At 60.5% G+C, this 15,500-nt stretch carries 10 protein-coding genes; all 10 read right to left on the bottom strand.

Going from position 1 to position 15,500, the window contains the following annotated elements:
- Window positions 1-100: 100 nt before the first annotated feature.
- The 10 genes from tuf to rplA all read right to left on the bottom strand — a co-directional run bounded on the left by tuf (window position 101) and on the right by rplA (window position 15,495).
- The gene (gene tuf / locus K1X12_RS07360) at window positions 101-1,291 is read right to left on the bottom strand and encodes an elongation factor Tu (RefSeq protein WP_220986965.1); all 1,191 of its coding nucleotides are present in this window, start codon (window positions 1,289-1,291) and stop codon (window positions 101-103) included.
- 35 nt (window positions 1,292-1,326) lie between these two features.
- Window positions 1,327-3,450 carry an elongation factor G gene (gene fusA, locus K1X12_RS07355; RefSeq protein ID WP_220986964.1) on the bottom strand — a complete coding sequence of 708 codons (2,124 nt, stop codon included), beginning with the start codon at window positions 3,448-3,450 and terminating at the stop codon, window positions 1,327-1,329.
- Between the two features lie 81 nt (window positions 3,451-3,531).
- Complete coding sequence (rpsG, locus tag K1X12_RS07350) at window positions 3,532-4,002, bottom strand: 30S ribosomal protein S7 (RefSeq protein ID WP_220986963.1); 471 nt, start codon at window positions 4,000-4,002, stop codon at window positions 3,532-3,534.
- 15 nt (window positions 4,003-4,017) lie between these two features.
- The gene (gene rpsL, locus K1X12_RS07345; protein WP_011647831.1) at window positions 4,018-4,389 is read right to left on the bottom strand and encodes a 30S ribosomal protein S12; all 372 of its coding nucleotides are present in this window, start codon (window positions 4,387-4,389) and stop codon (window positions 4,018-4,020) included.
- Between the two features lie 246 nt (window positions 4,390-4,635).
- Window positions 4,636-4,803 carry a hypothetical protein gene (locus tag K1X12_RS07340; protein WP_220986962.1) on the bottom strand — a complete coding sequence of 56 codons (168 nt, stop codon included), beginning with the start codon at window positions 4,801-4,803 and terminating at the stop codon, window positions 4,636-4,638.
- Window positions 4,804-4,818: 15 nt separating this feature from the next.
- Window positions 4,819-9,030, bottom strand: a complete 4,212-nt coding sequence (gene rpoC / locus K1X12_RS07335; RefSeq protein WP_220986961.1) for a DNA-directed RNA polymerase subunit beta' — start codon at window positions 9,028-9,030, stop codon at window positions 4,819-4,821.
- A 114-nt stretch (window positions 9,031-9,144) separates the two neighbouring features.
- On the bottom strand, window positions 9,145-13,281 hold the full coding sequence (rpoB, locus tag K1X12_RS07330) for a DNA-directed RNA polymerase subunit beta (RefSeq protein ID WP_220986960.1): 4,137 nt from the start codon (window positions 13,279-13,281) through the stop codon (window positions 9,145-9,147).
- Window positions 13,282-13,434: 153 nt separating this feature from the next.
- Window positions 13,435-13,815: a 50S ribosomal protein L7/L12 gene (gene rplL, locus K1X12_RS07325; protein ID WP_220986959.1), complete on the bottom strand. Its 381-nt coding sequence runs from the start codon at window positions 13,813-13,815 to the stop codon at window positions 13,435-13,437.
- Window positions 13,816-13,873: 58 nt separating this feature from the next.
- Entirely contained in the window at window positions 13,874-14,389 is a 516-nt protein-coding gene (gene rplJ / locus K1X12_RS07320; RefSeq protein WP_220986958.1) for a 50S ribosomal protein L10, read from the bottom strand.
- A 410-nt stretch (window positions 14,390-14,799) separates the two neighbouring features.
- Complete coding sequence (gene rplA / locus K1X12_RS07315; protein ID WP_220986957.1) at window positions 14,800-15,495, bottom strand: 50S ribosomal protein L1; 696 nt, start codon at window positions 15,493-15,495, stop codon at window positions 14,800-14,802.
- Window positions 15,496-15,500 lie beyond the last annotated feature (5 nt).

Below are 15,500 nucleotides of genomic sequence, written 5' to 3'. Positions count from 1 at the left end.
CCTTGGAGCAGGAATCCGGACCCGAGAGCCTTTCCCGCAACAAAAAAGGCCGCCCGAAGGCGGCCTTTCTGATTCTGAAAGCCCCTTTACGGGAACATTCTTATTTCTTGATGGCGGAGACGACGCCTGCGCCGACGGTACGGCCGCCTTCGCGGATAGCGAAGCGCAGACCCTGGTCCATGGCGATCGGAGCGATCAGTTCAACGTCCATCTTCACGTTGTCGCCCGGCAGGACCATTTCCTTGTCAGCCGGAAGCTTCACGATGCCCGTCACGTCCGTCGTACGGAAGTAGAACTGCGGACGGTAGTTCGTGAAGAACGGCGTGTGGCGGCCGCCTTCTTCTTTCGTCAGGATGTAAGCCTCAGCTTCGAACACCGTGTGCGGCGTGATCGAACCCGGCTTGCAGAGAACCTGGCCGCGCTCAACGCCTTCACGGTCAACACCGCGAAGCAGCGCGCCGATGTTGTCGCCTGCCTGGCCCTGGTCGAGCAGCTTGCGGAACATCTCAACGCCCGTGCAGGTCGTCTTGACGGTCGGGCGGATGCCGACGATCTCGATTTCCTCACCGACTTTCACGACACCCTGCTCAACCCGGCCGGTCACAACCGTACCGCGGCCAGAGATCGAGAACACGTCTTCAACCGGCATCAGGAACGGCTTGTCCAGCGGACGCTCCGGGGTCGGGATGTAGTCGTCGACGGCTTTCATCAGCTCGAGGATCGCGTTCTGGCCGATTTCCGGATCGCGGTCTTCAACAGCGGCAAGCGCCGAACCCTTGACGATCGGAATCTCGTCGCCCGGGAAGTTGTACGAAGACAGAAGTTCACGCACTTCCATCTCGACCAGCTCGAGCAGCTCGGCGTCGTCGACCATGTCGACCTTGTTCAGGAACACGACCAGCGCCGGAACGCCAACCTGGCGTGCCAGAAGAATGTGCTCGCGCGTCTGCGGCATCGGGCCGTCAGCCGCGTTCACAACCAGGATCGCGCCGTCCATCTGGGCTGCACCGGTGATCATGTTCTTCACATAGTCGGCGTGGCCGGGGCAGTCGACGTGCGCGTAGTGACGGTTCTCCGTCTCGTACTCAACGTGCGACGTGTTGATCGTGATGCCACGCGCCTTCTCTTCCGGCGCCGCGTCGATGTCGGCATATGCCTTCGCCGTCGCACCGCCAGACTTCGCAAGCGTCATCGTGATCGCTGCCGTCAGCGTCGTCTTGCCATGGTCAACGTGGCCGATCGTGCCAATGTTTACGTGCGGTTTGGTCCGCTCAAACTTTGCCTTGCCCATCGGGCCTCTCCTTTAGTTCTTAACAGGGGGCCCGATTAGGAGCCCGAGACTTCCGAAATGATCTTCTGTGCTTCAGCACGCGGCACTTCGTCATAATGATCGAAGAGCATCGTGAACTGAGCGCGGCCCTGCGACATGCCCCGCAGGTTGGAAACGTAGCCAAACATGTTGACCAGCGGCACCATAGCCGTGATCGCCGTTGCGTTGCCGCGGGATTCAGAGCCCTGGATCTGGCCACGGCGGGAGTTCAGGTCGCCGATCACATCGCCCATATAGTCTTCAGGCGTCACGACTTCGACCTTCATGATCGGCTCCATCAGGCGCGGATCACCCTTCCCTTTCAGCTCCTTGAAGGCGCCGCGGGCAGCAATTTCGAACGCAAGAACGCTGGAGTCCACGTCGTGGAATGCGCCGTCCGTCAGGGTGGCTTTGAAATCGGTCACAGGATAGCCGGCCAGCAGGCCGTTTTCCTTGGCCATTTCGAGGCCCTTCTGAACGCCCGGAACGTATTCCTTCGGAACAGCACCGCCAACGATCGCGCTTTCGAAGATGAAGCCCGAGCCCGCTTCCAGCGGCTCAAACTGCAACTTGATACGCGCAAACTGACCGGTACCACCGGACTGTTTCTTGTGCGTGTAATCGATCTCGGCAGGGCGGCCAATTTTCTCACGGTAAGCCACCTGCGGCTGACCGATATTGGCCTCTACTTTGAACTCGCGCTTCAGACGGTCAATCAGGATGTCGAGGTGAAGCTCGCCCATGCCCTTCATGATGGTCTGGCCAGACTCGAAGTTTGTTTCGACGCGGAAGGACGGATCTTCGGCGGCCAGACGCTGCAGACCAACCGACATCTTTTCCTGGTCAGCCTTCGATTTCGGCTCAACAGCAATCTCGATAACCGGATCTGGGAACGTCATCGTCTCCAGAACAACCGGCTTGTTCGGGTCGCTCAGCGTGTCGCCGGTCGTCGTTTCCTTCAGGCCAGCCAGAGCAATGATGTCGCCGGCAAACGCTTCGGAAATCTCGTCCTGCTTGTTGGCGTGCATCATGACCATACGGCCGACGCGCTCGCGCTTGCCTTTGGTGGCGTTCAGGAAGCCATCACCCTTGGACAGCTTGCCCGAATAAATCCGGGTGAAGGTCAGCGTTCCCATGTAGGGGTCGTTCATGATCTTGAACGCCAGAGCCGAAAACGGCTCATCGTCGCTCGCGCTACGGGAAATGTTCCGCGTTTCAGTCTCATCGCCGGGGGCAAAGCCCATATAGGCCGGCACGTCGAGCGGGCTGGGCAGGTAGTCGACAACTGCGTTCAGCATCGGCTGCACGCCTTTGTTCTTGAACGCAGAGCCGCACATGACCGGAACGAACTTCAGCCCGAGCGTACCCTTGCGGATCAGCTTGCGGAGCGCATCGATGTCCGGCTCCTGCCCTTCCAGGAAGGCCTCCATGGCGGCATCGTCCATTTCGACGGCCGTCTCGATGAGCTTTGCGCGCCATTCTTCAGCCGAGGCTTTAAGGCTGTCGCGGATCTCACGGACTTCCCAGGACGCACCAACCTCATCGCTGATCCACACCCATTCTTTCATGGTGATCAGGTCGACATGGCCCTCGAGGGCGGTTTCAGCGCCAATCGGAATCTGGATCGGAGCCGGCGTTGCACCGGTACGGTCCTTGATCATGTGCACGCAGTTGAAAAAGTCCGCGCCAATCTTGTCCATCTTGTTGACGAACACAACGCGCGGAACCTTGTAGCGGTCAGCCTGACGCCACACGGTCTCCGTCTGCGGCTCAACACCGGCGTTAGCGTCGAGAACGCAAACTGCGCCGTCAAGAACGGCCAGCGAACGCTCAACCTCAATCGTGAAGTCGACGTGGCCGGGAGTGTCGATGATGTTGAAACGATACTTCGGCGACAGCGGCGTCTTGCCGTCCTCGGTGCGCTCCCAGAAAGTGGTAGTCGCAGCGGACGAAATCGTGATCCCGCGCTCCTGCTCCTGAGCCATGAAGTCCATGGTCGAAGCGCCATCATGCGTCTCGCCCATCTTATGGTTCTTGCCGGTATAGTAGAGGATGCGTTCGGTGGTGGTCGTTTTGCCAGCATCAATGTGAGCCATGATGCCGAAGTTACGATAGCGCTCCAGCGGGTATTCGCGGGCCATGTGTTCAAACCTTCGTTTTTGCTTCCCGGAAGGAAGGGCACTCGCCGGGCGAGGTCCCCTGCCGCCCGGCGAGTATAACTGTTACCAGCGGTAGTGCGCGAACGCCTTGTTCGCGTCCGCCATACGGTGGGTGTCTTCGCGCTTCTTCACCGCGTTGCCACGCCCCTGGCTCGCATCCATCAGCTCACCAGCGAGACGCTCACGCATCGTATTCTCGTTGCGGCCAGCGGCGGCGGCGGCCAGCCAGCGGATCGCGAGAGCCTGGCGGCGCTCGGAGCGCACTTCGACAGGAACCTGATACGTTGCACCACCAACGCGGCGCGAACGGACTTCGACGGCCGGCGCCACAGCTTCGAGAGCATTGTGGAACACTTCAATCGGGTTCTTCTTCGAACGGTTTTCGACCAGATCAAACGCACCGTAAACGATGCGTTCGGCAACGGACTTTTTGCCGTCGCGCATGATCTGGTTCATGAATTTGGTTACGATGATGTCCTTGAACTTCGGATCAGGCAGGACTTCACGTTTCTCGGCACGGTGACGGCGGGACATAGTTCTCTCGTCCTATTATTTCGGTTTCTTCGCGCCGTAATGCGAGCGGCGCTGCTTACGGTTCTTGACGGGTTGGGTGTCGAGCGCACCGCGCACGATGTGGTAACGGACACCCGGAAGGTCTTTCACGCGGCCGCCGCGGATGAGCACGACAGAGTGCTCCTGAAGGTTGTGGCCTTCACCGGGGATATAGCACAGCGATTCAAATCCGGACGTCATGCGCACTTTGGCCACTTTCCGGAGCGCCGAGTTCGGCTTTTTCGGGGTCGTGGTGTAAACGCGGGTGCAAACACCGCGGCGCTGAGGACAAGCCTTCAGGGCCGGGGTCTTGGTACGGGTGCGCTTGGGCTCGCGCGGATTGCGGATCAGCTGCTGAATCGTGGGCATTCGGGCCTACTGTCTCTTCGTACGTTGTGGCCCGAGGGCCGGTAATGACGTGTGCCCCGAAGGCCCTCAATCAGGCTTCCGGGACGAGCGGAAATTTGGGGGTCAGCTTCGCCGGAACATTCCTGTTTCCGGTACGGCAGACGGACCTTGGGCCCACTTGCCTCTCTGACGATCCGGGGCGTGTAGACTCGCGCGCGCAGTACGTCAAGGGCGATGGCGCGGCTTTCCGCATGGCCCTGTACCGATTCAGAACGGGGAGATGCCACCCCAGCTCTGATAACACATCCAGGCGACCAACCCGATCGCCGCAACGGCGCAGATCACGCCGACCAACTGCATCCGGTCCAGCTTCATGGTTACGCGCGCTCCGGAAGTGAAAAAGCCTGCCATTGCTGGCAGGCTTTTCCGGTTCATTCAAGGCTGAGAGGATTATTCTCCGGCCGTATCCTTTTCCGGTGCCGGCAGGCTGACGAGGGTAATCCCTTCCTCCGCCTTGGCCATGGCAGCGGCACGTTTCGCCTTCAGCTTCTGGTCGCGCTCGGCGGCCAGACGGCGATACTGACGGATGCCGCCACCGGTACCAGCCGGAATCAGGCGGCCCACGATGACGTTCTCCTTGAGGCCGTCGAGCGTATCGACCTTGCCCTGGATTGCCGCCTCGGTGAGCACGCGGGTCGTCTCCTGGAAAGACGCAGCCGAGATGAAGCTCTTGGTCTGCAGCGAGGCCTTCGTGATACCCAGCAGCAGCGGGGTCGCGGTGGCTTCCCGCAGGTCTTTCTTGCGCGAGCGGCGGATGGCCTCATTGGCCTCCTCGAACTCAATCGCATCGATGTGCTCGCCCGTGATGAAGGGCGTATCGCCGCCATCGGTGATTTCGACCTTCTGCAGCATCTGGCGAACGATCACCTCGATGTGCTTGTCGTTGATCGGCACGCCTTGCAGACGGTAGACCTTCTGCACCTCATCGATGAGGTAGTTGGCGAGCGCTTCAACGCCCAGCGTGGAGAGGATGTCCTGCGGAGCGGGGTTGCCGTCCATCAGGTATTCGCCGCGCTTGATGAAGTCGCCATCCTGAACCGCGAGGTGCTTGCCCTTCGGAACGAGGTAGTCGATGGGCTCGCGCCCCTCTTCTGCCGGAACGATGGTGACCTTGCGCTTGTTCTTGTAGTCGCGGCCGTATTCGACGCGGCCATCGACTTCCGCGATGATCGCGTGATCCTTCGGACGGCGGGCTTCGAAGAGTTCTGCCACGCGCGGAAGACCACCCGTGATATCCTTCGTCTTTGCACCACCCGTTGCGACGCGGGACAGCGTGTCGCCCGGCTCGATCCGGTCACCGTCAGAGACAGAGAGGATTGCACCAACCGAGAGAACATAGTTTGCCGGCGACCCATTGGGCAACTTCACAGGCTTGCCGTTTGCATCCACGATCTGGATCGTCGGCTTGAGATCGGTTGATTTCGAGCCGGTCCGCGCGTCCACGACCACGCGAGCGGAGATACCGGTCGCTTCGTCAGTTTCTTCACGAACCGTCTGGCCATCCACCAGGTCGATAAAGCGGGCTTCACCGCCAACCTCGGAGACGATCGGTTGGGCAAAGGGATCCCAGTCTGCCAGCAGTTTGCCCGGCGAAACCTTTTCCCCGTCCTTGACCATCAGGCGCGTACCGTAGGCCGGGCGGAACGACTGGCGGGTGCGTCCTTCCGCGTCTACTAGTTCCACCTGCATACGGCGGCCGACGACAACGATCGTCTTGTCCTTGCGGGTAACGATCTCGGCGTCGGTGAAGCGCACCGCGCCCTCGAAGCTCGCTTCCAGCGACGACTGGTCAGCAACCTGCGCAGCGCCACCGATGTGGAACGTACGCATGGTGAGCTGGGTACCCGGCTCACCGATCGACTGGGCAGCGATAACGCCGACAGCTTCACCGCGGTTGACCACCGTACCGCGAGCCAGGTCGCGGCCGTAGCACTGGGCACAGATGCCGTTCTTGGTTTCGCAGGTGAGCGGCGAACGCGCTTTCACGCTATCGACACCAGCATTCTCAATCATCGAAGCGATATCTTCGTCGATATAAGTATTGGCCGGAACGATCAGTTTTCCATCGGCGCTCTTCACGTCCAGGGCCGTCACGCGGCCAAGGATACGCTCGCTGAGGGAGACAACAACATCAGCGCCCTCCATGACGGCGATGATCTCGATCCCCTTCTCCGTGCCGCAATCATCTTCGTTGATGATGCAATCCTGAGCGACGTCGACGAGACGGCGGGTCAGGTAACCGGAGTTGGCGGTTTTCAGAGCGGTGTCGGCCAGACCCTTACGGGCACCGTGGGTCGAGTTGAAGTACTCGAGAACGGTCAGACCTTCCTTGAAGTTCGAGATGATCGGAGTCTCGATGATCTCGCCCGACGGCTTGGCCATCAGGCCGCGCATACCGGCGAGCTGCTTCATCTGGTTCTTCGAACCACGAGCACCCGAGTCGGCCATCATGAAGATCGAGTTGATCTGCTCTTTGCCGCGCTTCACCTGCGTCTTGGATGCCGACTCCATCATGGCGTCAGCAACCTTGTCGGTGCAGCTCGACCAGGCGTCGACGACCTTGTTGTACTTCTCGCCGCGCGTGATCAGACCGTCAGCATACTGACGCTCATAATCAGAGACGAGATCCTTGGTTGCGTCGACAAGCTTCTTCTTCGCTTCCGGAATGACCATGTCATCCTTACCGAAGGAAATGCCGGCCTTGCAGGCTTCGCGGAAGCCCAGCTCCATCATCTTGTCACAGAAGATCACCGTCGCCTTCTGACCGCACAGGCGGTAGACTTCGTCGATAATCTTGCCGATCGCTTTCTTGGAGAGAACGGTATTGACGAGCTCGGGGCCGATGGCCTTCGAACGCGGCAGGATATTCGCCACCATGAAGCGGCCCGGCGTCGTCTCGATGATCCGGCGCTCCGGCTCACCTTCGGAATTCACGCCATCATAAAGGGCCTTGATCTTCGAATGCACGGTGACCAAGCCAGCGTCGAGCGCATGCTCGATTTCCGCAAGGTCTGCAAACACCATGCCTTCACCCGGCTCGCCTTTACGGTCGAGCGAGAGGTAGTAGAGGCCGAGGATAATGTCCTGAGACGGAACGATGATCGGCTTGCCGTTGGCGGGCGAGAGGATGTTGTTGGTCGACATCATCAGCACGCGGCATTCCAGCTGGGCCTCAAGGCTCAGCGGAACGTGGACCGCCATCTGGTCACCGTCGAAGTCCGCGTTGAACGCGGCGCAGACGAGCGGGTGCAGCTGGATGGCCTTGCCTTCGATCAGCTTCGGCTCGAACGCCTGGATACCCAGACGGTGCAGCGTCGGCGCGCGGTTCAGAAGAACCGGGTGCTCACGGATAACCTCGTCGAGGATATCCCAGACTTCCGGCTTTTCTTTCTCCACGAGCTTCTTCGCAGCCTTCACCGTACCGGCGAGGCCTTTCGCGTCGAGGCGCGCATAGATGAACGGCTTGAACAGCTCGAGCGCCATCTTCTTCGGCAGGCCGCACTCGTGCAGCTTGAGGTTCGGGCCGACCACGATGACCGAACGGCCAGAATAGTCGACGCGCTTGCCGAGAAGGTTCTGACGGAAGCGTCCCTGCTTGCCTTTCAGCATGTCGGAGATCGACTTCAGCGGGCGCTTGTTGGTGCCCGTGATCGTGCGGCCGCGGCGGCCGTTGTCGAACAGGGCGTCAACCGACTCCTGAAGCATCCGCTTTTCGTTCCGGATGATGATGTCCGGCGCGCGAAGTTCCATCAGGCGCTTCAGGCGGTTGTTCCGGTTGATCACGCGGCGATAAAGGTCGTTGAGGTCCGAGGTCGCAAAGCGGCCGCCATCCAGCGGAACGAGCGGGCGCAGGTCCGGCGGGATAACCGGGATGACCGTCAGGATCATCCATTCCGGCTTGGCTTTCGACTGCAGGAAAGAGTCGACCACCTTGAGGCGTTTGGAGACCTTCTTCGTCTTCAGCTCGGAGGTCGCCTCGCGCAGTTCTTCGCGCAGGGTCTCGGCAAGAACCGGCAGGTCGAGGCTTTTCAGGATCTCACGGATGGCTTCAGCACCGATCATCGCGGTGAAGGCATCTTCACCAAGACGGTCCTGGGCATCCATGTATTCTTCTTCGGTGAGCAGCTGCAGCGGCTCAAGCTCGGTAAGGCCCGGCTCGATGACCACATAGCTCTCGAAGTAGAGAACGCGCTCGACATCCTTCAGCGGCATGTCGACCAGCGTTGCGATGCGGGACGGCAGCGACTTCAGGAACCAGATGTGGGCAACCGGCGCAGCCAGGTCGATGTGGCCCATGCGCTCGCGGCGAACGCGGGCCAGCGTGACTTCCACACCGCACTTCTCGCAGACGATGCCGCGATACTTGATGCGCTTATACTTGCCGCAAAGGCACTCATAGTCCTTCGTGGGGCCGAAGATACGCGCACAGAACAGGCCATCGCGCTCCGGCTTGAAGGTGCGGTAGTTGATCGTTTCAGGCTTCTTGATTTCACCAGAAGACCACGAGCGGATCTTCTCCGGGCTCGCAATCGAAATACGGATCGCCTCGAAGCTCGGGGCGGGCGTATTGGTGTTGAACATATTGGCGACGTCCTGGCGCATAGGTTGTCTGCTCCTTGGGGCGGGCATTTGGAGGATCCGGCTCCCCCTGCCCTGAATAAATCCGGGTCGGCGTGGCCCCGCTTTTTACAGCGGGGCCTGATTTGGGCGGAAAGTCTACTCGGCGGCCACCTGGGCCTCTTCATCCTCGTCGCCGCCGCCATTTTCCTCGATCAGCTCCACATTGAGGCCGAGCGAGCGCATCTCTTTGACAAGAACGTTGAAGCTTTCCGGGATACCGGCCTCGAAGGTGTCGTCGCCACGGACGATCGCTTCGTAGACCTTCGCACGGCCAGCCGTGTCATCCGACTTCACTGTCAGCATTTCCTGCAGCGTGTAGGCGGCGCCGTATGCCTCGAGGGCCCAGACCTCCATCTCGCCGAAGCGCTGACCACCGAACTGCGCCTTGCCGCCGAGCGGCTGCTGGGTAACGAGCGAGTACGGACCCGTGGAGCGGGCGTGGATCTTCTCGTCGACCAGGTGGTGCAGTTTCAGCAGGTATTTGTAGCCGACCGTGACAGGACGGGTGAACGCGACGCCCGTGCGGCCGTCGAACAGTTTCACCTGGCCCGAAGAGTCGAGACCGGCGCGAACCAGAAGGTCGTTGATGTCGTCCTCACGGGCGCCATCGAAGACCGGGGTCGCAATCGGAACGCCGTTCCGGAGGTTACCGGCCAGCTCGATCACTTCCGCGTCGCTTTCCGGCATGTCCTGCTTCTCGCCATAGGCGTGCTTCAAGGCGGCTTTGAGCGCGTTGACGTCATGCTTCTGGTGGAACTCTTCCAGAGCCTTGTCGATGATGTGGCCGAGGCCACGGCAGGCCCAGCCGGTGTGCGTCTCGAGAATCTGACCGACGTTCATCCGCGAAGGCACGCCCAGCGGGTTGAGAACAATGTCGACCGCCGTGCCGTCTTCCAGGAAGGGCATGTCTTCGAGCGGATTGATCTTCGAGATAACCCCTTTGTTGCCGTGACGGCCGGCCATCTTGTCGCCCGGCTGCAGCTTGCGCTTCACAGCAAGGAAGACCTTCACGACCTTCATCACGCCCGGAGGCAGATCGTCGCCGCGCTGAACCTTCTCAACCTTGTCGTTGAAGCGGGCTTCCAGCTCACGGATCGACGCATCGAACTGCTCGCGCAGGGCGAGGAGCTCAGCCTGGGATTTCTCCGACTTCAGCTCGATTTCCCACCACTGGCGCTGGGTCAGCTCTTCAAGAGCGCCTTCGGCGATCTTGCCAGCCTTGAACCCTTTCGGGCCAGCCGCTGCTTCGCTGCCCACGAGCAGGTCGTGGAGACGCGCATAGGTATTGCGCTCGAGGATCGACTGTTCGTCTTCCTTGTCCTCTTGCAGCTTTTCGATTTGCTCACGCTCGATCTGGAGCGCGCGCTGGTCCTTGTCGATGCCGTGGCGGTTGAAGATGCGAACATCCACAACCGTACCGGCGTCGCCCGGCGGCACGCGGAGCGAGGTGTCGCGAACATCGGAAGCTTTCTCACCGAAGATGGCGCGCAGGAGTTTCTCCTCCGGCGTCATCGGGCTTTCGCCCTTCGGCGTGACCTTACCGACGAGGATGTCGCCAGCCTTCACCTCGGCGCCGACGGCAACGATGCCGGCTTCGTCCAGGTTACGGAGGGCTTCTTCACCGACGTTCGGAATGTCGCGGGTGATCTCTTCCGGGCCGAGCTTGGTATCGCGGGCGGCGACTTCGAATTCCTCGATGTGGATCGAGGTGAAGACGTCGTCACGCACGATGCGCTCGGAGATCAGGATGGAGTCTTCGAAGTTGTAGCCGTTCCAGGGCATGAACGCGACGAGCACGTTGCGGCCAAGCGCCAGCTCGCCGAGATCCGTGGACGGACCGTCTGCGATGATGTCGTTCTTCGACACAACGTCACCGACCTTCACGATCGGGCGCTGGTTGATGCACGAATTCTGGTTCGAACGGCGGAACTTGGCGAGACGGTAGATGTCGACGCCCGACTTCGAGCCTTCGAGATCTTCCGTGGCGCGAACAACGATACGCAGCGCGTCGACCTGCTCGACCACCCCTGCCCGGCGGGCAACGATGGCGGCGCGGCTGTCGCGGGCAACGACCGCTTCCATGCCGGTGCCGACGAACGGCGCTTCGGACTTCACGAGCGGCACAGCCTGACGCTGCATGTTCGAGCCCATGAGCGCGCGGTTGGCGTCGTCATTCTCAAGGAACGGAATGAGCGAGGCAGCAACCGAGACAACCTGTTTCGGCGAAACGTCCATGTACTGGATCTCTTCGCGCGGAACCATCGTGGCCTCGCCTGCGACGCGGGCGTTGACGAACTCGTTCATGAGCTCGCCCTTCTCGTTCACCGTCGCGTTGGCCTGAGCGATCGAATAGATGCTCTCTTCCATTGCGGAGAGGTAGACCACCTCTTCGGTGAGCTTACCATTTTTCACGCGGCGGTACGGGCTCTCGATGAAGCCGTACTTGTTGACGCGCGCATGGGTTGCCAGCGAGTTGATCAGACCGATGTTCGGGCCTTCCGGCGTTTCGATCGGGCAGATACGGCCGTAGTGCGTCGGGTGAACGTCGCGAACCTCGAAGCCGGCGCGCTCACGCGTCAGACCGCCCGGGCCAAGAGCCGAAAGACGGCGCTTGTGGGTGATCTCGGAGAGCGGGTTGGTCTGGTCCATGAACTGCGACAGCTGCGAAGAGCCGAAGAATTCACGCACAGCCGCCACAACCGGTTTCGCGTTGATCAGGTCGTGCGGCATCACGGTGTCGATGTCGACAGCGCCCATACGCTCCTTGATCGCGCGCTCCATGCGCACGAGACCGATGCGGTAGTTGTTTTCCATCAGCTCGCCGACCGAACGGACGCGGCGGTTGCCGAGGTTGTCGATGTCGTCGACTTCGCCCTTGCCGTCTTTCAGGTCGAGGATGACCTTCATGACGCCGATGATGTCTTCGTTACGCAGGGTGCGCATGTCGTCCGCAGCGTTCTCATAGTCGCGCACGGCAACCGAGAGACGCATGTTCATTTTCACGCGGCCAACGGCCGAGAGATCATAACGCTCCGGATCGAAGAACAGCTGGCCGAAGAGAGCCTCAGCAGCTTCCTGCGTCGGCGGCTCGCCGGGACGCATCACGCGGTAGATGTCGGAGAGCGCCTCAAAGCGCGTCTCGTTCTTGTCAGCCTTCAGCGTGTTGCGCAGCCAGGGGCCACGGCCACCGGCGTCGATGTCGAGCACTTCGATCGAGTCGATGCCGTAATCGCGCATTTCGGCGATGGTCGCCTCTTCCAGCGCATCGCCGGCTTCGCCGAAGATCTCACCGGTTTCGAGGTTGACGACATCGCGGGCCAGGAACTTGCCGATCAGGGCGTCCGACGGAACGAGGATCTCGTCCGTACCGCCTTCAGCAGTCCGCTTCGCCTTGAGGGCGGTGATCTTCTTGCCAGCTTCAGCAACTGACTTGCCGGTCTTGGCATCGATCAGTTCGAATTCCGGCTTCACGCCTTTCCAGGCGTCGGCGCGGAAGCCGGTGACCCAGCCCTTCTTGTCCAGACGGTAGATCGAGCGGGTGTAGAACAGGTCCAGGATCTGCTCGGTGTCATAACCGAGCGCATAAAGCATCGTCGTCGCCGGCAGCTTACGCTTGCGGTCGATACGGATGTTCAGGATGTCTTTCGCGTCGAACTCGAAGTCGAGCCAGGAGCCGCGATACGGAATGATGCGGGCTGCGAACAGCAGCTTGCCGGAGGCATGCGTCTTGCCCTTGTCGTGGTCGAAGAACACACCCGGCGAACGGTGCATCTGAGACACGATCACGCGCTCGGTGCCGTTGACGACAAAGGTGCCCTTCTCGGTCATCAGGGGGATGTCGCCGAGATAGCATTCCTGCTCTTTGACTTCCTTGACGGAACGGGCGCCGGTGTCTTCGTCAACATCGAACACAACGAGCTGGAGGCGTACTTTCAGCGGCGCCTGGAAAGTCAGATCGCGCTGCACGCACTCTTCGACGTCGAATTTCGGCTGTTCGAATTCGTACGATACGTATTCGAGCGTCGCGCGTTCAGAGAAGTCGGTAATCGGGAAAACCGACTTGAAGACCCCGCCGAGACCATCATCCGTGCGCTTTTCGCGCGGCGTGTTCATCTGCAGGAAGGCCTCGTAGCTCTCGCGCTGGACCTCGATCAGGTTTGGCATTTCGATGGCTTCGGGAATGCGGCCGAAGCTTTTGCGGATACGTTTCTTTTCCGTGAAGGAGAGTGCCATCCCAGGTTCCCAGTCTGTCGGCAAATCCGCACGCCCGCGGACCGCCTGTGATTAGAACGCGAGTACGCGGCGATCCCAAAAAGAGACCGCCGCGCAGATCCTTGAACGGAAGGCGCCTCGCGCGAACACCTCCCGGATACGAAGCAGCAGAGCTTATTTCAGCTCGACTTTAGCGCCTGCAGCTTCGAACTTCTTCTTCAGCTCTTCAGCGTCAGCCTTTGCAACGGCTTCTTTCACGGTCTTCGGAGCGCCTTCGACGAGGTCTTTGGCTTCTTTCAGGCCGAGAGCCGGAACGACTTCGCGGACGAGTTTGATGACTTCGATTTTCTTCGCGCCAGCGTCCGTGAGAACGACGTCGAATTCGGTCTTCTCTTCAGCAGCAGCGGCCGGAGCAGCAGCGCCGCCAGCAGCAGCAACAGCCACCGGAGCAGCAGCGGAAACGCCCCACTTTTCTTCGAGCATTTTTGCGAGCTCAGCGGCTTCCAGAACGGTCAGAGCCGAGAGGTCTTCGACAATCTTTTCGAGATTTGCCATGGTTTCAATTCCTGTTTGGTTCGGTTGTTATGATCTTGGTGTTGCGAAAACGGGTGTCTTATGCGGCGTCTTTCGACGCGTATGCGGACACCACGCGTGCCAGTTGCCCAGCCGGAGCCTGAATGACGCCTGCAACTTTCGTTGCCGGTGCCTGAATGAGGCCGATGAGCTTGCCACGCAGTTGGTCGAGAGACGGCAGTTTCGCGAGGGCTTCGACGCCTTTGGCATCGAGGACCTGCTCACCCATCACGGCGCCGATGATCACGAGTTTCGAATTTTCCTTCGAGAACTCGTCTGCTGCTTTCGCAGCCGCCACCGGGTCCGGCGAGTAGGCGATGGCAACCGGGCCCTGGAAGAGCTCTTGTGCCTTGTCGCCACCTGCCCCGCCGAGCGCGATTTTCGCCAGGCGGTTCTTGACCACTTTGAAGTGCGCGCCGTCCTTACGGAGCAGGCCACGCAGCTTCGTCATTTCCGCCACGGTAAGACCGGTATAGTGGGTCACGACGACCACGCCCGCCCCTTCGAAAACCCCTTTGAGGTTTTCAAGAGCCGCGCTTTTTCCAGCTTTATCCATTGCGGGTCTCCATTGAGGCGTCCGGACCATCCGGCCGCCCTGGTAATCGCCTTCACCCCCGAAAGGGATTCCAGCGCCTGCCCAGGGATTGGCCTGCCCGGCTTGCATTTTCTGGAAAATTCCAGAAAATTCCGAACCGTATCAACGCCTCACCCCGTCTGCACAGGTGGCCTATTGGCCCTTAGCATCCCCCGAAGGGCATGACCGATGGTCTAGGACAGGAAAACGGGAGGCCCCCGATGCATATCAGAGAACTCCCGTCAAGCGGCGGGCATTAACGCTTTTTCCACGGGGCCGCAACCCCCTCCCCTGATTTTTTCACAGGGCAAGAAAAAGCCCGGAGCCGCAACGCAGCTCCGGGCCATATTCATATTCCCGCCTGGGCGCCGCCCGCGACAGGGACCGGGCGATCAGCCTTTGGCTTCGGCCAGGTCGATCGTGACGCCGGCGCCCATCGTCGAAGACAGAGTGACCTTACGCACGAACGTGCCTTTTGCGCCCGACGGACGAGCCTTGACGACAGCAGAGATGAACGCCTGAACGTTCTTCTCGATGTCGGCTTCGGAGAAGCTGGCTTTGCCAACGCCGGCGTGAACAATACCGGCCTTCTCGACCTTGAACTCAACCGCGCCGCCCTTGGCGTCCTTGACGGCTTGAGCAACGTTCGGGGTCACGGTGCCAACCTTCGGGTTCGGCATCAGGCCGCGCGGGCCAAGCACCTTACCGAGACGGCCGACGAGACCCATCATGTCCGGGGTCGCGATGACGCGATCGAAGTCCATGAAGCCACCGCTGACCTTTTCGAACAGGTCGTCAGCGCCGACGACGTCTGCGCCAGCCGCCAGGGCTTCTTCAGCCTTCTTGTCCTTTGCGAACACAGCAACGCGGATCGTCTTGCCCGTGCCAGCCGGCAGGTTGACGACCGAGCGGACTTGCTGGTCAGCATATTTCGGGTCAACGCCGAGGTTCATGGCGATTTCGATCGACTCGTCGAACTTCGCTTTGGCGTTGGTTTTTACGAGCTTCACTGCTTCGGCGATCGTGTAGGTCTTCGTCGTGTCGACGGCCTGTTCGATTGCGCGAGCGCGTTTTCCTTTAGTCGCCATCGTTC

Origin of the sequence: Hyphomonas sediminis (assembly GCF_019679475.1) — a bacterium.
Classification (GTDB): Bacteria; Pseudomonadota; Alphaproteobacteria; order Caulobacterales; family Hyphomonadaceae; genus Hyphomonas; species Hyphomonas sediminis.
Note: the sequence above shows the minus strand (reverse complement) of the source record. Positions and strands in the feature narration are given on the sequence as shown.